Source organism: Vibrio sp. Of14-4 (assembly GCF_022347625.1).
Taxonomy (GTDB): domain Bacteria; phylum Pseudomonadota; class Gammaproteobacteria; order Enterobacterales; family Vibrionaceae; genus Vibrio; species Vibrio pristinus.
Genome location: NZ_JAKRGI010000021.1, coordinates 16144 through 36427, shown reverse-complemented (window position 1 = coordinate 36427; position 20284 = coordinate 16144). Strand labels below are relative to the sequence as shown.

The 20284-nt window shown below is 43.3% G+C and carries 20 protein-coding genes; 15 read left to right on the top strand and 5 right to left on the bottom strand.

The features are described 5' to 3' along the window. Positions 1-51 precede the first annotated feature (51 nt). The 5 genes from MHN79_RS17460 to dnaA form a co-directional block, all read right to left on the bottom strand. Positions 52-486, bottom strand: coding sequence for an Hsp20 family protein (locus MHN79_RS17460; protein ID WP_114787764.1), 435 nt, complete (start codon positions 484-486; stop codon positions 52-54). Positions 487-953: 467 nt separating this feature from the next. After that, complete coding sequence (gene gyrB, locus MHN79_RS17455) at positions 954-3371, bottom strand: DNA topoisomerase (ATP-hydrolyzing) subunit B (protein WP_239173910.1); 2418 nt, start codon at positions 3369-3371, stop codon at positions 954-956. Positions 3372-3384: 13 nt separating this feature from the next. Continuing rightward, positions 3385-4467, bottom strand: a complete 1083-nt coding sequence (recF, locus tag MHN79_RS17450; RefSeq protein ID WP_239173909.1) for a DNA replication/repair protein RecF — start codon at positions 4465-4467, stop codon at positions 3385-3387. A 1-nt stretch (position 4468) separates the two neighbouring features. Further along, a complete protein-coding gene (gene dnaN / locus MHN79_RS17445; RefSeq protein ID WP_239173908.1) occupies positions 4469-5569 on the bottom strand; it encodes a DNA polymerase III subunit beta in 1101 nt (366 codons plus the stop codon). A 70-nt stretch (positions 5570-5639) separates the two neighbouring features. Continuing rightward, positions 5640-7046 (bottom strand): chromosomal replication initiator protein DnaA, encoded by a 1407-nt coding sequence (gene dnaA / locus MHN79_RS17440; RefSeq protein WP_114787725.1) that lies wholly within the window; start codon positions 7044-7046, stop codon positions 5640-5642. Positions 7047-7422: 376 nt separating this feature from the next. Between dnaA and MHN79_RS17435 the strand changes: the two genes are divergently transcribed. The 15 genes from MHN79_RS17435 (at position 7423) to atpB (ending at position 20264) form a co-directional block, all read left to right on the top strand. Next, the gene (locus tag MHN79_RS17435) at positions 7423-8169 is read left to right on the top strand and encodes an amino acid ABC transporter substrate-binding protein (protein ID WP_239173907.1); all 747 of its coding nucleotides are present in this window, start codon (positions 7423-7425) and stop codon (positions 8167-8169) included. Positions 8170-8256: 87 nt separating this feature from the next. Then, positions 8257-8928 carry an amino acid ABC transporter permease gene (locus MHN79_RS17430; RefSeq protein ID WP_239173906.1) on the top strand — a complete coding sequence of 224 codons (672 nt, stop codon included), beginning with the start codon at positions 8257-8259 and terminating at the stop codon, positions 8926-8928. Next, positions 8925-9662, top strand: coding sequence for an amino acid ABC transporter ATP-binding protein (locus tag MHN79_RS17425; RefSeq protein ID WP_239173905.1), 738 nt, complete (start codon positions 8925-8927; stop codon positions 9660-9662). The genes MHN79_RS17430 and MHN79_RS17425 overlap by 4 nt, the downstream gene beginning before the upstream one ends. A gap of 228 nt (positions 9663-9890) precedes the next feature. After that, a complete protein-coding gene (gene rpmH, locus MHN79_RS17420; protein WP_006880025.1) occupies positions 9891-10025 on the top strand; it encodes a 50S ribosomal protein L34 in 135 nt (44 codons plus the stop codon). A gap of 46 nt (positions 10026-10071) precedes the next feature. Then, positions 10072-10395, top strand: a complete 324-nt coding sequence (gene rnpA, locus MHN79_RS17415) for a ribonuclease P protein component (RefSeq protein WP_237475673.1) — start codon at positions 10072-10074, stop codon at positions 10393-10395. Continuing rightward, on the top strand, positions 10362-10619 hold the full coding sequence (yidD, locus tag MHN79_RS17410; RefSeq protein ID WP_114787720.1) for a membrane protein insertion efficiency factor YidD: 258 nt from the start codon (positions 10362-10364) through the stop codon (positions 10617-10619). Before rnpA ends, yidD begins: the two co-directional genes overlap by 34 nt. Before the next feature lie 2 nt (positions 10620-10621). Beyond that, positions 10622-12241, top strand: a complete 1620-nt coding sequence (gene yidC, locus MHN79_RS17405; protein WP_239173904.1) for a membrane protein insertase YidC — start codon at positions 10622-10624, stop codon at positions 12239-12241. 121 nt (positions 12242-12362) lie between these two features. Further along, positions 12363-13724, top strand: coding sequence for a tRNA uridine-5-carboxymethylaminomethyl(34) synthesis GTPase MnmE (gene mnmE / locus MHN79_RS17400; protein ID WP_239173903.1), 1362 nt, complete (start codon positions 12363-12365; stop codon positions 13722-13724). 50 nt (positions 13725-13774) lie between these two features. Then, positions 13775-14209 carry an FMN-binding protein MioC gene (gene mioC, locus MHN79_RS17395; protein ID WP_114787717.1) on the top strand — a complete coding sequence of 145 codons (435 nt, stop codon included), beginning with the start codon at positions 13775-13777 and terminating at the stop codon, positions 14207-14209. A gap of 437 nt (positions 14210-14646) precedes the next feature. Further along, the gene (gene mnmG, locus MHN79_RS17390; protein ID WP_239173902.1) at positions 14647-16542 is read left to right on the top strand and encodes a tRNA uridine-5-carboxymethylaminomethyl(34) synthesis enzyme MnmG; all 1896 of its coding nucleotides are present in this window, start codon (positions 14647-14649) and stop codon (positions 16540-16542) included. Next, positions 16542-17174, top strand: coding sequence for a 16S rRNA (guanine(527)-N(7))-methyltransferase RsmG (gene rsmG, locus MHN79_RS17385; RefSeq protein ID WP_239173901.1), 633 nt, complete (start codon positions 16542-16544; stop codon positions 17172-17174). The genes mnmG and rsmG overlap by 1 nt, the downstream gene beginning before the upstream one ends. A gap of 14 nt (positions 17175-17188) precedes the next feature. Then, a complete protein-coding gene (locus MHN79_RS17380; protein WP_114787714.1) occupies positions 17189-17962 on the top strand; it encodes a ParA family protein in 774 nt (257 codons plus the stop codon). Positions 17963-17985: 23 nt separating this feature from the next. Beyond that, positions 17986-18867 (top strand): ParB/RepB/Spo0J family partition protein, encoded by an 882-nt coding sequence (locus tag MHN79_RS17375; RefSeq protein ID WP_160932613.1) that lies wholly within the window; start codon positions 17986-17988, stop codon positions 18865-18867. A gap of 185 nt (positions 18868-19052) precedes the next feature. Next, entirely contained in the window at positions 19053-19448 is a 396-nt protein-coding gene (locus MHN79_RS17370; protein WP_160932611.1) for a F0F1 ATP synthase subunit I, read from the top strand. Between the two features lie 3 nt (positions 19449-19451). Further along, complete coding sequence (atpB, locus tag MHN79_RS17365; protein ID WP_160932609.1) at positions 19452-20264, top strand: F0F1 ATP synthase subunit A; 813 nt, start codon at positions 19452-19454, stop codon at positions 20262-20264. Positions 20265-20284 lie beyond the last annotated feature (20 nt).

Genomic DNA, 20284 nt, shown 5'->3' with positions numbered 1-20284 from the left:
AGAGCGCCTATGGCGCTCTTTCACTCTTTATCTAACAGCAATTTTGTGGTTCTAGCCTTCAATAAGCTTTTTACCATTGATGGCTATAGTACGTGGCTGCATAGCTTCTGGTATTTCTCTTTCCAGCTCTATGTGCAAAAGCCCATTTTCCATACTGGCACCAACCACTTTTACATAATCGGCCAACTGGAACTTGCGTTCAAAATCACGCTCAGCGATCCCCTGATACACATAGTTCTTGCTTTCTTCCTCTTTACGTTCACCTTTAACAATCAAGGTATTCTCTTTCTGAGTCAGCTCTAGCTGCTCTTCAGCAAAACCTGCAACTGCCATAGTAATACGGTAGTTGTTTTCGTCTTTTTGTTCGATGTTATAAGGAGGGTAACCGCCAGAAGTGTTTTTTGCGGATGTTGCTTCCATCATATTAAATAAACGATCGAAGCCAATTGCGTTGCGGTAAAGTGGAGTGAAATCTACAGTTCTCATAATGCTATCCTCATAGTAAGCAATAGTCTTAGCCGTGAGTTTGCGCGGATCTATCTCGTACAGGTCCTTGCCGACTAAGGGATTCATTCACTACTCCTCGGGTTCTGTTAACTCTGGGACCTAGTGTCGAATCAAGTTCAATTGTGTGCCTCTAAAGTCATCCTCTCCTGAGCGATACTTTATTAGCGGTTAGTGAGGTTCTGTTTCTTCTCTCTTGAGCAAGACAGCTTCCCTCTTCACAACTAGATATATGGATTAAGCAAAATAGTTTCAAGGGATTATTTTCAAATAATTTTAAAACTCACTATTTTTCATACACTTAAAAACAAAAAGACCACCATTCCTGGCGGCCCTTTAGAATGTTTAGATTATTGTTATCAAAGCTGGACAAGCTTAGTTCGAGGAGAGGGCGCGGAGTTTATAAGCATAAATGAGCACACTCAGCACAGAAATCAGTTCATCGCGATCTAAACGTCTAGGTTTGCTACCTTGAGTGCATTCTCTTCGATAAAGTTTCGACGCGGTTCTACTTGATCACCCATCAAGGTCGTAAACAACTGATCCGCACCAACCGCATCTTCAATCGTTACTTGCATCATGCGGCGCGTTTCAGGATCCATAGTCGTCTCCCACAACTGGTCCGGGTTCATTTCTCCCAACCCCTTGTAACGCTGGCGAGTAAGGCCTCGGCGAGACTCTTTAATCAACCAATTTAGCGCATCAACAAAACTAGACACTAGCTGAGTGCGTTCACCTCGTTGAATGTAAGCCCCTTCTTCAATCAAGCCATCAAGCGCCTCTGACAAGCTCGCTAACTTAGCGTATTCCTTTGAATTGATCAGATCGACGCTTAACGCAAATTCATGAGTCACACCATGAGTGCGAACTAAAATCTTCGGCAGGTTAAGACCAAGTTCAGCATGCTGCTCAACTTCATAACTGTACTGGCTTGCACCCACTTCCTTAGCATTAAGCTGCTCCACCAGCTGCTTGGTCCATGCATCAACAAAGCTCACATCATGACATTTTTCTGCCGTAATACGAGGCGTGTAGATCAACTCATGAACCAAAGCGCGCGGATAGCGGCGACTCATACGTTCCACTAGCTTAATTGCCGCATTATATTGGTGAACCAATTTTTCAAGCGCTTCTCCAGCAAGAGCTGGCGCTTGTGCATTTACATGCAAGGCCGCATTATCAAGCGCGAGAGCAACCTCATATTGATTCATCGCATCTTCATCTTTGATGTATTGCTCTTGCTTACCTTTCTTCACTTTATAAAGCGGTGGCTGAGCAATATACACATAACCACGCTCTATAAGCTCTGGCATTTGGCGATAGAAGAAGGTCAAAAGCAATGTTCGAATGTGAGAACCATCCACATCCGCATCTGTCATGATAATGATGTTGTGATAGCGTAGCTTGTCAGGATTGTACTCATCCCGTCCGATACCACAGCCCAACGCCGTAATTAAGGTAGCGACTTCTTGCGATGACAGCATTTTGTCAAAACGCGCTTTTTCTACGTTAAGAATTTTACCCTTCAATGGCAAAATTGCTTGATTCTTACGGTTACGGCCTTGTTTAGCTGAGCCACCCGCAGAGTCACCCTCCACTATATAAAGTTCTGAAAGTGCGGGGTCTTTTTCCTGACAGTCTGCCAGCTTACCTGGCAAACCCGCCAAATCAAGAGCGCCTTTGCGACGTGTCATTTCACGAGCTTTTCGAGCAGCTTCACGGGCTCGAGCCGCATCGATAATTTTACTACAAACCGTCTTAGCTTCGGTTGGGTGTTCAACCAAGAACTCAGACAGCTTTTCTCCCATAACCGACTCAACCGCTGATTTCACTTCAGAAGAAACAAGCTTGTCTTTTGTCTGACTGGAGAATTTTGGATCTGGCACTTTAACAGAGATAACAGCAGTCAGACCTTCCCGAGCATCATCACCCGATGTGGCTGTTTTTGCTTTCTTAGAAAAGCCTTCCTTGTCCATAAAGGAGTTCAGAGTACGAGTCAGAGCCGCTCTAAAACCCGCAAGGTGAGTACCGCCATCTCGCTGAGGAATATTGTTAGTGAAACAGTAGATATTTTCTTGGAAGCCATCATTCCACTGCATTGCTACTTCTACTGCAATGCCATCTTCTCGCTCCGCATTAAAGTGAAATACTTTCTCAATAATGGGGGTTTTGTTGGTGTTAAGATGTTCAACGAAGGCCTGAATGCCGCCTTCATACATGAAGTGATCACTTTTGTCTTCTTCACGCTCATCAACTAACTTAATAGACACACCAGAGTTAAGAAATGACAGCTCACGCAAGCGCTTAGCTAAAATATCATAGTGAAATTCTATATTAGAGAAAGTCTCTTCACTCGGCCAAAAACGAATTTCTGTTCCTGTTTTATCTGTATTACCAATGACTGACAGCGGAGCCTTCGGCTCACCATGATGATAGGTTTGAGTATGAATCTGTCCACCACGGTGAATCGTTAATGACACTTCCTTAGATAGAGCATTAACCACTGAAACACCAACACCGTGTAAACCACCCGATACCTTATACGAGTTGTCATCAAACTTACCACCAGCATGAAGCACTGTCATGATAACTTCTGCAGCAGAAACATTCTCTTCAGGGTGCATCTCGGTTGGTATACCACGTCCATCATCACGCACAGAGACTGATCCATCTTCATGAATCGTCACTATGATGTCTTTACAGTGGCCAGCTAACGCTTCATCAATAGAGTTATCCACCACCTCAAACACCATGTGGTGTAGGCCAGTACCATCGTCGGTATCGCCTATGTACATTCCCGGACGCTTACGTACCGCATCTAGGCCCTTTAGTACTTTAATACTCGATGAATCGTAATTTTCAGACATGAGTTATCTTCCACTATATATTTTGCTCTATTGTGCCATGTTCCAGCCGGAACATCTTGCCCTTTTCGTCTAACATATCGTCGATTTGACTTTGCGTAATAGAGCTGACAAAAACTTGTGCCCGCGTCTCTCTCAAGCAGTCAGCAAGACGCTTACGACGTTGGCTATCTAATTCTGAAGCAAAGTCATCAATTAAATAGATGCATTGCTTACCGGTCACTTCGGTCAGGTGTTGTCCTTGTGCCACTCTCAAGGCACATACCATAAGCTTAAGTTGACCACGTGAAAGCACATCCTCAACAGGTGTCCCATTCACTTTAATTTTTAAATCGGCTTTATTTGGGCCGCTAAAAGTATACCCTAACAGCTGATCTCGTTCGAAGTTTTCAGCCAAGATTGATACATAAGGAGTACTCTTTTCCCACCCTCGATAGTACTTAAGCTGGATTTCAAATTCAGGCAAAAACACCTGACATATTCGCGCTATTTTTTCACTCACCTGACTGACATATTCTGCTCGCCAGCGGCTTATGCTTTCAGCTAAGCTAGCCATTTCTTGATCCCAGTAAGAAAGCTCGCGGTAGCAGGAAGCGGTTTTCAAAAGAGCATTGCGCTGTTTGTTGAGACGTTTAAATCTTCCCCATGCATCAAAAAATGCAGGCTCAACATGAAATACACCCCAATCAATAAATGCTCTGCGATGCTTTGGTCCATCGGTTAATAAATCAAAACCTTCTGGATGAATCATTTGCAGTGGTAAAACCTGTGCAAGCTGGGCTAATTTCTGGCCGGATTGACCCCCTATTTTAACCTCTGTTGAGCCATCACGCTGCTTATTAATGCCAATAGGTAGCTCAAATTGATCCGAGTTCAAAAAACGGCCATGGACAAACAACTGATCGCAATCATTCTGAATCACTCGTCCAGTTAGACTGCTCTTAAATGAGCGGCCATGCCCAAGCATGTATATAGCTTCAAGAACGCTAGTTTTACCACTACCATTTGGGCCAATAAGAAAGTTAAAGCCTGCTGATAATTCAATATCACAGGCTTCGATGTTACGAAATTGCTGAATAGCGAGGCGGGACAGTGGCATATTAAAGTCGCATTGGCGAGACCACGTATATAGAGCTGTCGTCTTGCGTATTTTCGATCATTGCACTGGCGTTCGCTCCTGACATTGATACTCTCACCTTTTCACAGCGCAAGGTATTCAACACATCTGAGACATAACTGACATTAAAACCAATCTCAATCGGTTCACCTTCATAGCTGACATCAAGCGTTTCTTCTGCTTCTTCTTGCTCTGGGTTATTAGCCGTAATCTTCAACTCACTACCAGATAAGTTAACTCGCACGCCACGAAACTTCTCATTGGATAAAATCGCTGCACGCGAGAAAGCCTGACGCAACTCATCACAATCAGCTTCAAGTATCTTAGTTGTTGATTGAGGCATAACTCGGCGATAATCAGGAAAGCGGCCATCTACCAGTTTGGAAGTAAACACAAAACGGTCAACTTCAGCACGAAGATTGGAGCTACCAATCTGCAAGGTGACATCCTGCTCTGGCGCATCTAGTAATTTCATCAACTCTAATACACCTTTGCGCGGAACTATAATTTGCTGCTGGGCAAACTCAGTATCAAGCTGAGCCTGTGATACTGCCATGCGGTGCCCATCTGTCGCTACACTACGCAATGTTGTACCATCGATTTCAAACAGCATACCATTTAGATAATAACGCACATCTTGGTTAGCCATGGAAAACTGCGTTTTCTCAATCAATGCTCGAAGTGTTCCTTGAGTCAGGGACAGTTTCACATCACTTTGCCAATCTTCAATATTGGGAAAATCGTTGGCTGGTAAGGTCGATAGAGAAAAGCGGCTTCTACCCGAGCGCACTTGTGCTTTATCCCCATCAAGAATGAAGGTGATAACCGAGTCATCGGCAAGTCCCCGGCAGATATCGAGAAATTTACGAGAAGGTACTGTAACACTGCCAGCTTCGAAGTCTCCTTCTAAAGCCACACGGCTAATAAGTTCGACTTCCAAATCCGTTGCCGTCATCGAAAGCATATTACCCTCAACTTTAAGCAACAAATTACCAAGAATAGGAAGGGCTGGACGTCCACCCAAAGCACCCGACACTTGCTGAAGCGGCTTAAGTAGATGGCTACGCTCAATAGAAAATTTCATAGTACGCTCTTTTCAGAATTCGTTTAGCTTAATAAAGAATGAATCGATTTCTTGCTTAGAATAATGCGATTTAAGAAGAAAGTGTACGAATCAAATTAGAATAATCTTCTTTGATATCGTGGCTTTCTTCACGCAACTGCTCGATTTTCCGACAAGCATGCAGTACCGTTGTGTGGTCACGACCGCCAAAGGCATCACCTATCTCTGGCAAACTGTGGTTAGTCAACTCTTTGGCTAACGCCATGGCTAATTGACGAGGACGAGCAACAGAGCGCGAACGACGCTTTGATAACAAGTCGGCAACTTTGATTTTATAGTACTCTGCCACTGTCTTCTGAATATTATCTATAGTGACAAGCTTTTCTTGCAAGGCAAGAAGATCACGCAATGCTTCTCGTACAAAATCAATGGTGATTGGGCGTCCAGTAAAATTGGCATTGGCGATAACACGGTTAAGCGCACCTTCCAACTCTCGAACGTTAGAGCGCAGCCTTTTAGCAATAAAGAAAGCAACTTCATCAGCGAGATGAATTTGGTGATCCTCTGCTTTTTTCATCAAGATAGCGACGCGAGTTTCTAGCTCGGGTGGTTCGATCGCAACAGTAAGTCCCCAACCGAAACGAGATTTGAGACGATCTTCTACACCACTGATCTCTTTAGGGTATCGATCGGATGTTAGGATGATCTGTTGATTGCCTTCTAGCAAAGCATTAAAGGTGTGGAAAAACTCTTCTTGAGATCGCTCTTTATTGGCAAAGAACTGGATGTCATCAATAAGTAAAGCATCAACACTGCGATAGTAGCGTTTGAACTCTTCAATCGCATTATTTTGCAGCGCTTTAACCATATCCTGCACAAAACGCTCAGAGTGCATGTACACAACTTTAGCGTTAGGCTTGTTATCCACAATAGCATTGCCAACAGCATGCAATAAGTGTGTTTTACCTAGACCTGTCCCACCGTACAGAAATAGAGGGTTATACGCAGCTCCAGGATTATCAGCGACCTGCCTAGCGGCAGCCAAACCAAGTTGGTTAGACTTACCTTCAACAAAGTTATTGAATTTATGCTTAATGTTAACGTTAGATCTATGGTTTATTTCAGCCACTCTCTGCTCATCATCATCCCAGGTTTTGTGCACTGGCTTACGCGCTTGCAATTGAGCAGGCGCTGATGACTCGGCAGCAACATCAGCCGGGGTTCTTTTTGGTACAGGCTTAGGTGCTGAGACAGGTTTACTCCCGACCTCAAAACGCAAGCTGGGGATGTCGTTTCCACAGTAATCCTGCAGTAAGCGGTTGATACTATTTAGATATCTATCGCGAACCCAATCCATTACAAAACGGTTAGGTGCGAATAAAGTGAGCGTGCTGTCATTGAGCTCCGCTTGTAACGGGCGTACCCACATACTGAATTCTGTAGCTGGTAGCTCTTCTTGAAGCTGCTGCATACATTGCAACCAAAGCGAAGATGACACGTTGGGCCCACCCTAAATAAATGATCGAAAAAGATTTGTAATTTTACCTGTTGATAACCAAGATCGCCAGTAAATGATCGCGGTTCCAGTGAATAAGATCTAAGTTATTCACAATATCTTCTTTATTATTCGTAAGATCAACACAAGCAGCCCTATTGTTACTCACAAAAAGATCCACATTTGAGCAATTTCTCACAGATCTAAACTCTGGTGATAACTCTGTGGAACAAGTTTTCTTAAGTTGTGATTGGTGGCGCTATTTTTATCCTTTCGCTCACAGCTTATTCCTCGACTGTCTAGGTTATTGCTCTTGGTTATTTTCATTAGTAAGCAAATTAACAGTAGTATCGGCTCCATTAAACTATGGAGTTTTACTATGAAGACCTGGATTAAGGCTGCAATAGCCGCATTAGCATTTTCTGCAATAACTGTTCAAGCCGCAACCAATGTCAAAGTAGGCATGTCGGGCCGTTATTACCCTTTTACATTTGTTGAACAAGACAAGCTGCAAGGGTTTGAAGTCGATCTTTGGGATGAAATTGGTAAACGTAATGACTATCAGATCGAATACGTTACCGCCAATTTCTCAGGATTGTTTGGTCTACTTGAAACAGGACGTATTGATACCATTTCAAACCAAATCACCATTACAGAAGCACGAAAAAACAAATACCTTTTTGCCAACCCTTATGTTGTTGATGGTGCACAAATCACGGTTAGAAAGGGCAATACAAGTATAAAAAACATCAACGATCTAGAAGGTAAAACGGTTGCCGTTAACTTGGGATCTAACTTCGAACAACTGCTAAGAAAGCATGACCAAAACGGTAGAATAAACATTAAGACATACGATACTGGAATAGAGCATGATGTCGCTTTAGGTCGAGCCGATGCTTTTGTTATGGACCGACTTTCTGCACTTGAACTTATCAAGAAAACAGGTTTGCCTTTGCAACTCGCGGGCAAACCATTCGAAACCATCGAAAATGCCTGGCCATTTGTTGATAACGAAAAAGGTCACAAACTTCAAGGTGAAGTGAATAAAGCTTTAGCAGCCATGCGTGCTGACGGAACATTAAATACCATCTCACAAAAATGGTTTGGTGCGGACATCACCCAATAATTTATACGAAGACAAGGCAGCCCACTGTCCCTAGTTATGGCAGTGGGTTGTTACTTTTTGGCAAGACGAATTTTATCGAGATACGCTATGGGATTTGATTTCAACTACATGCTAAACCTAATGCCAATACTTCTTAAGTATCTTGGTACAACCATGGAAATGGCAACATTAGGTTTGGTCTTCGCTCTAATATTAGCTGTCGTATTAGCCAACATTAGAGTCTTTCACGTACCTGTATTGGATCAATTGAGCCAAATCTATATTAGCTTTTTCCGTGGTACACCGCTCCTCGTTCAACTGTTTCTTCTTTATTATGGATTACCACAAATTTTTCCTCTATTTGTGGGGCTCAATGCGTTTAGCGCAGCTGTGATCGGTCTAACTCTGCACTTTGCGGCCTACATGGCGGAAAGTATTCGAGCAGCAATCATAGGGGTAGACCGCAGTCAGATGGAAGCCAGCATGTCTGTAGGAATGACCACTTTCCAAGCTATGCGTCGGATAATCCTTCCTCAAGCAACGCGAATTGCACTCCCGTCACTGATGAATTACTTCATTGATATGATTAAATCAACTTCGCTAGCCTTCACTTTGGGCGTTGCTGAGATCATGGCTAAAGCACAAATGGAGGCTTCATCCAGTTTCCGTTTCTTCGAAGCCTTTTTGGCCGTCGCGTTAATTTACTGGGCCGTGGTTGTCATTCTCACTCGAATACAAAACTGGGCAGAGGTCAAACTGAATAAGGCGTATATAAGATGATTAAGCTTACCAATATCCATAAACGCTTTGGTGATTCAAACGTTCTCAACGGCATTGATCTTGAAATCAACCAAGGTGAAATCATTGTCATTATCGGATCCAGCGGGACAGGAAAATCAACCTTACTCCGCACAGTTAATTTTTTAGAACAAGCCGATAAAGGTAAAATAACCATAGGTGATATCAGCGTTGATGCAGAAAAACACTCACAATCTGAGATACTCAAGCTGCGTCGAAAAACAGGATTTGTTTTCCAAAACTATGCCTTGTTTTCCCATATGACGGCAAAGCAAAACATTGCTGAAGGTTTAATTACGGTTCACGGCTGGAAAAAAGCACTCGCCCTAACACACGCGCAAAAAATTCTCGATGATATTGGACTCGGCGATAAAGGAGATAGTTATCCAGCGGCTCTTTCTGGCGGTCAGCAGCAACGTGTAGGTATAGGTCGAGCCATGGCGCTTCAACCAGAACTATTATTGTTTGATGAACCAACTTCAGCTCTCGATCCTGAGTGGGTTGGCGAGGTACTACAGCTAATGAAAGAATTGGCCAACAAGAATCAGACCATGATGGTAGTCACTCACGAAATGCAATTTGCCCGAGAAGTCGCAGATAGAGTGATCTTTATGGCCGAAGGACACATTGTAGAACAGGGTATTCCACAGGATATTTTTAATCATCCACAGGATCCTCGACTGAAAAAATTCCTTAGACAAATAGGCGAAAAATAAAGATCGCCACCGAACAGCTCTTGATCCTTGAGATTTTGTGCACACTCCGTATAATCGCTCAGCCGGAATTTAGCAGTTGCTCAATGATTGACACTTTGTGTGACTGTGATTACAATTCCGCCTCTTTGTTTAGAGGTGTCGGTCTGTCTCATTTGCGTAGCAAGAGACAAAATGGCCAACGCAAGGATAACATTGACCTAAAACTACTGATCAGTAAAGGTAATTATCATGAAACGCACTTTTCAACCTTCAGTTCTAAAGCGCAAGCGTACTCACGGTTTCCGTGCTCGCATGGCAACTAAGAACGGTCGTAAAGTAATCAATGCACGTCGTGCAAAAGGCCGTGCGCGCCTTTCAAAGTAATCATTAGTTTATTTTGAATACGTACGCGTTCAATCGGGAGTTACGTTTGTTAACTCCCGAGCATTACAAAAATGTCTTCCAGCAAGCTCATAGAGCTGGCTCACCTCATTTCACTATCATTGCTCGCAATAACTCTCTTTCTCACCCAAGATTGGGGTTAGCCGTTCCGAAAAAGCAAATTAAAACAGCGCCTGCTCGTAATCGCTTTAAGCGCCTAGCTCGTGAAAGTTTTCGCAATAAACAACATCAGCTTCCTCATAAAGATTTTGTTGTGATTGCTAAAAAAAGTGCTCAGGATCTCAGCAATGATGAAATTTTTAAGTTGTTTGATAAATTATGGCAACGTCTGTCTCGCCCTTCGCGTGGGTAGCTATCGGGTTAGTCCGTCTTTACCAAGGCCTAATAAGTCCACTGATAGGACCACGTTGTCGTTTCACTCCAACCTGCTCAAGTTACGCTATTGAAGCACTTAAATCTTATGGATTTGTAAAAGGTTGTTGGTTATCGAGCAAACGTCTATTAAAATGCCACCCTTTGAATGCGGGTGGTTTTGACCCAGTACCCCCAGTCCAGAAACAAGACAGAGATAAATAACGATGGATTCTCAACGTAATATCCTGTTGATCGCGCTAGCACTGGTTTCTTTCTTGTTGTTTCAACAATGGCAAGTAGCAAAGAATCCAGCACCACAGCCGGTTGAACAGGCACAATCAAGCAGTACAGCACCTGCACCGTCTCTTGCGGATGATTTAGATCCCGCTCCCGCGCAGCAAGCGTCTGCTAAAACGATTACCGTGACAACTGACGTCTTGACTCTGTCGATTGATACGGTAGGTGGTGATGTAATCACCGCAGACCTAAACCAATACTCAGCTGAGCTTAACTCCGCAGACCCATTCGTTCTATTGAAAAATGAGGCGGGCCATCAGTTCATTGCCCAAAGTGGGTTAGTCGGACCTCAAGGTATCGATTTGAGCAGTGGAAACCGTCCTGCTTATCAAGTCGCAGCCGATAGTTTCACCCTATCCGATGGCCAAGATGAGTTGCGTATTCCAATGACTTATCAAGCCAATGGACTTGAGTATACAAAGACCTTCATTTTAAAACGCGGCAGTTATGCAGTTGATGTTGAATATGATGTAGTAAACAACTCAGGCAACAACGCCACTTTTGGTATGTATGCTCATCTGCGTCAAAATTTAATGGATGATGGCGGCAGCATAACTATGCCAACATACCGTGGCGGTGCTTATTCAAGCGAAGAAACACGCTATAAAAAGTACAGCTTTGACGATATGCAAGACCGCAATCTATCGGTCAACCTGCCAGATGGTCAAGGTTGGGCTGCTATGATTCAGCACTATTTTGCTACTGCTTGGGTACCTCGCAATGAACCTGGTACCAACCTCTACACTCGTGTAATTGGTAACCTTGGTGATATTGGCGTTCGCATGCCAAACAAAACTATCGCTAACGGTGATTCTGCTCAGTTTAAAGCTACGCTTTGGATTGGTCCTAAGCTTCAAGAACAAATGGCGGGAGTGGCTCCAAATCTAGATTTGGTAGTGGATTACGGCTGGTTATGGTTTATCGCTAAACCACTTCATACTCTGCTTTCTTTCATCCAAGGCTTTGTGGGCAACTGGGGTCTGGCAATTATCTGTCTAACCTTCATTGTACGTGGTGCTATGTATCCACTTACTAAAGCTCAGTACACCTCAATGGCTAAAATGCGTATGCTTCAGCCTAAACTTCAAGCTATGCGTGAGCGTATTGGTGACGACCGCCAGCGTATGAGCCAAGAGATGATGGAACTGTATAAGAAAGAGAAAGTGAACCCATTGGGTGGCTGTTTACCTCTAGTTTTACAAATGCCTATCTTTATTGCTCTGTATTGGGCACTGATGGAATCGGTAGAACTTCGTCATTCTCCATTCTTTGGTTGGATTACTGACTTATCTGCACAAGATCCATACTACATCTTACCCTTGCTGATGGGCGCTTCTATGTTCATGATTCAAAAGATGAGCCCAACCACAGTAACAGATCCTATGCAGCAGAAGATCATGACCTTTATGCCGGTTATGTTTACTTTCTTCTTCCTATTTTTCCCATCAGGCCTAGTGCTGTATTGGCTAGTATCAAACGTTGTGACACTTATCCAACAAACATTGATATACAAGTCACTGGAAAAGAAAGGCTTGCATAGTAAGTAAGCCATTAATAGAAATACTATCAAAAGGCGACCAAAGGGTCGCCTTTTCGTTTTGAGCTGATTACAATTCAGCTAACAGATATTTGCCATATAGGGCATGCAAAGACTACACAGGCACATTTATGACAACTGATACCATAGTGGCTCAAGCCACCGCTCCTGGTCGTGGGGGCGTAGGCATTATTCGTGTATCCGGTCCTCTTGCGAGTCAAGTCGCGTTAGCAGTTACGGGTAAGCAACTACGGCCTCGATATGCTGAATACCTGCCATTTATCGACCAAGATGGTATTCAGCTTGACCAAGGTATTGCCCTATTTTTCCCGAATCCAAATTCTTTTACAGGGGAAGATGTTCTTGAACTTCAAGGACATGGTGGACCAGTCGTGATGGACATGCTCATCAAGCGTATCTTAAAAATAGAGGGGATCAGAACCGCGCGTCCTGGTGAATTTTCTGAACGAGCGTTTCTAAATGATAAGCTGGATCTTGCTCAAGCCGAAGCGATCGCCGATTTAATTGATGCCAGTTCAGAGCAAGCAGCAAAGTCTGCGTTAAAATCTCTCCAAGGTGCTTTCTCACAGCGTATTCATGCACTAGTAGAATCTCTAATCCATCTAAGGATATATGTCGAAGCGGCGATTGATTTTCCTGAAGAGGAAATAGACTTCCTTGCTGATGGCAAAGTATCAACTGATCTACAGGCAATCATAGATAACCTTAATTCTGTTCGAAAAGAGGCCAATCAAGGGGCTATTATGCGCGAAGGCATGAAAGTGGTTATTGCAGGTAGACCCAACGCCGGTAAATCCAGCCTTCTCAATGCGCTATCAGGTAAAGAGTCTGCGATAGTCACAGACATTGCAGGCACTACACGTGATGTTCTTCGTGAGCACATACATATAGATGGTATGCCACTGCATATTATAGACACAGCAGGATTACGCGATGCCTCTGATGAGGTGGAAAAGATCGGTATTGAAAGAGCTTGGGAAGAGATAGAGCAAGCTGATCGCGTACTTTTCATGGTGGATGGGACAACAACCGATGCCACCGACCCTAAAGAAATATGGCCAGACTTTGTTGATCGCTTAGCGGATAATATCGGTATGACAGTGATCCGCAACAAAGCCGATCAAACCAATGAGGAAATCGGAATTTGTCATGTTAATAATCCGACCTTGATTCGTTTATCTGCTCGAACAGGGCAAGGTGTGGAGGAGCTGCGTCACCATCTCAAAGAGTGTATGGGCTTTGCCGGTAGTAACGAAGGCGGTTTTATGGCTCGCCGGCGTCACTTGGAAGCACTTGAACAAGCAGCAACGCACCTTGATATTGGTCAGCAACAACTCGAAGGCTATATGGCAGGAGAGATTCTGGCAGAAGAGCTCAGAATAGCCCAGCAGCACCTTAATGAAATCACAGGCGAATTTAGCTCTGATGATCTTCTTGGACGTATTTTTTCTTCCTTTTGTATTGGGAAATAATTCATCTGTTCAGCACATAAAGAAAGTAATCTTTAGATAAAGGAAACAACATGATCCAAATCATTACAGGCAGTACTTTGGGTGGCGCAGAATATGTTGGTGATCACCTAAACGATCTATTAGTAAAGCATGGTTTTGAAACCTGTATCCATAACGAGCCAGTACTCGATGAAATTCCAGCAGAGGGGACTTGGCTCATCATCACCTCCACTCATGGTGCTGGAGATTATCCGGATAATATTCAGCCCTTTATTCAAGCGTTACAAGACACCCCACCAAAAATGTCTAATGTAAAATATGCCGTGATCGCGATTGGAGACTCAAGTTATGACACCTTTTGTGGAGCAGGGAAACATGCGCATACTTTACTTGAGGATATAGGAGGCACACCTATTACAGAGTGCCTCACCATTGATGTTCTAAGCCATGATGTACCTGAAGATGCCGCAGAAACTTGGTTAACAAAGTACATTAATCAACTATAAAATCGGTGGGAAGTAGCAGCACTGACTACTTCCTACATGAAATATTTTCGCCAAACTCTCAAAAAGTGTTGTGGATAAAATAATAATTATCCGGTGATCAACCTATAGTTATCCCAATAACAACTTAATGATCCTAATTCCTCTGTGCATAACTAGCCATTTTGATCTCAGGAAATCCTTGGTTAGATCAAAGCTAGATCACAAGATTAGATCCACCTAAGATCCATGATCTTGTTGATCAAAATTCACTTATCCACAGAAAACTGCGATCCTAATAATAGATCCAATAAAAGATCATATATAAGATCATATAAGATTAAGCTTTGTCAGTGGCTTAGATTAAAAACATCAAAAGCGATTTTCTATCTCAGCGAAAGCAGGTAGAATAATGCTCCTTTTAGTTGCCTATATCTCTTTTGAATACCAGAGGTCAGTACATGTTGTACCATGAAAGTTTTGATGTCATCGTTGTTGGTGGTGGACATGCAGGAACCGAAGCGGCTCTTGCCTCTGCTCGTACAGGACAAAAAACCTTATTGTTGACTCATAACATCGATACTTTAGGTCAAATGTCCTGCAATCCTGCAATCGGCGGGATTGGTAAAGGACATTTAGTTAAAGAAGTAGATGCTATGGGCGGTCTGATGGCAAAAGCGATTGACCATGCAGGTATTCAATTTAGAACTCTCAATGCATCTAAAGGACCAGCGGTAAGGGCAACACGCGCTCAGGCCGATAGAGCCTTGTACAAAGCTTATGTCCGTGAAGCATTAGAAAATGAGCCAAATCTCACCTTATTTCAACAATCAGTCGATGATTTAATTGTTGAGCAAGATCGCGCTGTTGGGGTTGTCACCCAAATGGGGCTCAAATTTAAAGCTCAAGCGATTGTACTTACAGTTGGAACTTTTCTTGGTGGTAAGCTTCACATTGGTATGGAAAGTTCATCAGGAGGTCGTGCAGGCGATCCTCCTTCAATTGCTCTTGCAGATCGGTTGCGTGAGCTCCCATTTAGAGTTGATCGACTTAAAACAGGAACCCCACCAAGAATTGATGCCAGAAGTGTAGATTTCTCCGATCTTCAGGTTCAGCATGGTGACGATCCAACCCCTATATTTTCATTCATGGGTCAAAGATCCCAGCATCCTAAACAAATACCATGCTTCATTACTCACACTAATGATCAAACTCATGAGATCATTAGAAACAATCTCGATCGCAGTCCAATGTACTCTGGAGTTATTGAAGGAATTGGCCCGCGTTATTGCCCGTCAATTGAAGATAAGGTCATGCGTTTTGCTGATAAGAATAGCCACCAGATCTTCATCGAGCCTGAGGGGCTAACAACGCATGAGCTATACCCTAATGGTATTTCCACCAGTCTACCTTTTGATGTTCAGGTCGAAATTGTAAGATCCATGAAAGGGTTTGAAAATGCGCATATTGTTCGACCTGGTTATGCAATAGAATATGACTTTTTTGATCCTAGAGACCTGAAGCAAACCTATGAAACTAAATTTATTCAGGGTTTATTTTTTGCTGGTCAAATCAATGGTACAACAGGCTATGAAGAAGCCGCGGCACAAGGATTGGTTGCAGGGCTTAATGCCAGCCTATATAGCCAAGAAAAAGAAGGTTGGAGCCCACGAAGAGATCAAGCTTATATGGGCGTTTTGATCGATGATCTCTCTACCATGGGGACAAAGGAACCTTATCGTATGTTTACCTCTCGCGCCGAATATCGACTGCTCTTACGGGAAGATAATGCTGATTTACGTTTGACAGAAAAAGCGCGTGAGCTTGGTCTGGTAGACGATACTCGCTGGGCTCGATTCAATCAGAAATTAGACAACATAGCTAAGGAAAGACAAAGACTTCAAGATGTGTGGATGAATCCCAAATCAGCAGGTGTTGATGATCTCAATCTTTTGCTCAAAACACCAATGATCCGTGAGGCGAGTGGCGAAGATTTGTTACGTCGACCTGAAATGACGTATCAAAAGTTGACTCAACTTGATGCTTTTAGCCCAGCGATGGATGATACCCAGGCTGCAGAGCAAGTTGAAATACAAGTTAAGTACGAAGGCTATATCAAACGTCAGCAAGATGAGATTGAGAAATCACTTCGTCATGAGAACACTTTACTACCAGCTGATCTCGATTATTCGAACATTAAGGGCTTATCCAACGAAGTGGTGGTAAAATTGAGTGATTCGAGACCAGAATCTATTGGTATTGCATCTCGCATCTCTGGAATAACACCAGCAGCAATATCAATCTTGCTTGTTCATTTAAAAAAACAAGGCATGCTGCGCAAAGGCGGTGAAGCATAATGAGCCAATTACGTCTACAGTTGGATTCTTTGATCGCCCAAACTACACTTGAAGTATCTGATAAACAACGCCAACAGCTTGTTGGTTATGTTGAAATGCTACACAAGTGGAATAAAGCGTATAATCTCACTTCCGTTCGTGAGCCAAGTGATATGCTCGTCAAACATATTTTGGATAGCATAGTGGTTGGTGAGTATTTAGAAGGCGAACGCTTTATTGATGTAGGAACAGGCCCAGGATTGCCAGGTATACCGCTTGCGATCATGCATCCAACAAAAAAGTTTTATTTACTCGATAGCTTGGGCAAGCGTATTCGTTTTATTAAACAAGTTTTACATGAGTTACAGATTGAAAATGTCACTCCAGTTCAGAGCCGAGTTGAGCAGTTCCAGCCTGACGATAAGTTTGATGGTGTGTTGAGCCGAGCATTCGCATCCATGGTTGATATGGTTGAATGGTGCCATCATCTTCCTAAACAAGGAGTTGGACGTTTCTTTGCATTAAAGGGACAACTACCACAGGATGAGATTACACAGTTACCAAGTTGGTGTTCTGTGATGGACATCAAAGCTTTGACTGTTCCTCAATTGGAAGGTGAGCGTCATCTAGTAATCTTATCCCGCAAGGAATAAAAGCGAGGTTCGTCGTGGGAAAAATCGTAGCAATTGCAAACCAGAAAGGTGGTGTTGGTAAAACAACGACCTGCATTAACTTAGCCGCGTCTATGGCGGCGACAAAGCGCAAGGTGTTGGTTATTGACCTCGATCCCCAAGGCAATGCCACTATGGCCAGTGGTGTAGATAAATACCAAGTTGATGCGACCGCTTACGAATTGTTGGTCGAAGAAATGGCCTTTGACGATGTCGTTTGTCGTAAGACATCGGGTAACTATGATCTCATTGCTGCAAATGGTGATGTGACTGCTGCAGAGATCAAATTAATGGAAGTCTTTGCTCGAGAAGTCCGTTTAAAGCACGCGCTTGCTGGCGTGCGAGATCATTATGACTTTATTTTTATTGATTGCCCCCCTTCGCTTAATCTTCTTACCGTTAATGCGATGGCTGCTGCTGATTCTGTATTGGTACCTATGCAGTGTGAGTATTTTGCTTTAGAAGGGCTGACGGCTTTGATGGATACCATCAGTAAGCTTGCCGCTGTCGTTAATGATAAACTCAAAATAGAGGGGCTTTTACGTACCATGTATGACCCTCGTAACCGTCTATCCAATGAAGTCTCGGATCAGTTGAAAAAGCATTTCGGTAATAAAGTCTATCGTACGGTTATTCCGCGTAATGTTCGTCTAGCTGAAGCGCCTAGCCATGGCAAACCAGCTATGTACTACGACAAGTACTCTGCAGGTGCTAAAGCTTATCTTGCTCTGGCCGGAGAGATGCTTCGCCGTGATGAAGTTCCTGCATAACTCAACCAAAGGAATTGTGTTTCATGTCTAAACGTGGCTTAGGTAAGGGGCTAGATGCTCTGCTTTCAACAAGTTCTCTTGCGCGTGAGAAACAGCAAAGTGCAATACACAGTCAGGAGTTGTCTTCTGAGGGTGATTTCACTGAGATTAATATTAATTCTCTCAAGCCAGGTATGTACCAACCGCGCACAGATATGGAACCAGAAGCGCTTGAAGAGTTGGCGGCATCAATAGAATCTCAAGGCATAATACAGCCTATTGTTGTTCGTCAGGTCGAGAATGATAAGTATGAGATAATTGCTGGTGAAAGGCGTTGGCGCGCGGCGCGCAAAGCCGGTTTAAAAGAAGTACCGTGCGTGATCAAAAATGTTGATGATCGCGCGGCGATCGCTATGGCTTTGATCGAGAATATCCAGCGAGAAGATCTTAATGTGATCGAAGAAGCTGTGGCGTTAGATCGTCTCCAAGAAGAGTTTTCTCTAACTCATCAGCAAGTTGCTGAAGTCATCGGTAAGTCTCGAACAACGGTAACCAACTTACTCAGGCTTAATCAACTCGAGATGGATGTAAAATATCTCTTGTCTGAAAGATTGCTCGAAATGGGCCATGCTCGCGCTTTACTTGCTCTTGAGGGTGAACAGCAAGTTGATGTGGCAGAGCTTGTAGCCAAAAAGCGCATGACGGTTCGTCAGACAGAGCAGCTAGTGAAAAAATGCCTTCAGCCACAATCTGAAGAGAAAAATCAGCCGCAAGACACTGAAGCACAACAAATGTCACAGAAATTAAGTCAAATGTTGGATGCTAAGGTTGCAATTGTAAAAGCCAAAAATGGAACATCCAAGGTAACAATTAGTCTAGATGAACCTCACAAATTAGAGCATCTTATTGCCAAGCTAGCAGGCTAGATGAGATAATCGCTCCCAATCAATTATGTAAAAAACGATTTTTTGTGCGAAAGTTGTCGGTTTGTAAACAAAATTGTAACTTTTTGCGGTGTTTTAATTGCATTCAATAAGACTCACCGTATAATTTTCGCCAATTTCCCAGCATGAGGTAGTAAGGCTGTGGATTTTACTCGAGGTACGAATACATGGTAGCGGCGTTAGCTAGACCAGGGCGAGAGCTTGCAAAGCGATTGTTAATGATCCAGCTTGGCGCGGTTACACTTACGGCAGTGGTAATGGCACTGGCTGTGAATGTTAAATGGGGACTTTCTGCACTGATTGGCGGCGGCATTTTTGTCGTGGCTAATGCGGTGTTTGCTTTATTTGTGTTTATGTATGGAGGAGCTCGTGCTGCAAAGCGCATAGCGAACTCTTTCTACGCAGGTGAAGCACTGAAAATCCTGATCACGGTTGTGCTTTTTTCCATTGTTTACATGTATATACAGGTGGAACTTGTTCCCCTTAAGCTAACCTATTTGCTGGCACTAGGTATTAATATCTGTGCGCCAGTGCTATTCATTAACAACAAAAAAATAGGATGAGTTATGGCTGCGCCAGGTGAAGCGCTAACTTCGTCCGGATACATTACCCACCACCTTACAAACCTTTCTACTTATAAGTTAGGTCTTGTAGCGGAGGAGGCAAGTTTCTGGAACGTACATATCGATAGCCTGTTTTTTTCTTGGTTTACTGGTTTAATTTTCCTTGGAATCTTTTACAAAGTAGCGAAGAGAACAACAGCGGGTGTACCAGGTAAGCTTCAGTGTGCTGTAGAAATGATCGTTGAATTTGTCGCAGAAAACGTCAAAGACACGTTCCATGGACGCAACCCACTGATCGCACCTTTAGCACTGACTATCTTTTGTTGGGTATTTTTAATGAACTTGATGGACTTAGTGCCTATCGATTTCCTTCCTTACCCAGCAGAACATTGGCTTGGTATTCCTTATCTTAAGGTTGTACCGTCAGCTGATGTAAATATCACCATGGCTATGGCTCTAGGCGTTTTTGCTCTGATGATTTATTACAGCATCAAAGTGAAAGGTCTAGGTGGATTCGCTAAAGAATTAGCATTACACCCGTTTAATCACCCCTTGATGATTCCGTTTAACCTGCTAATCGAAGTGGTTTCGCTACTGGCAAAACCTCTCTCACTTGGTATGCGTCTTTTCGGTAACATGTTCGCGGGTGAGGTTGTATTCATTCTTTGTGCGGCAATGCTGCCATGGTATTTACAATGGATGGGTTCACTTCCGTGGGCAATCTTCCATGTGTTGGTTATTACGATTCAAGCCTTCGTGTTTATGATGTTGACAATTGTTTACCTGTCAATGGCACATGAAGACAGCGATCATTAATTTTTTTAAAAGCTTTTATT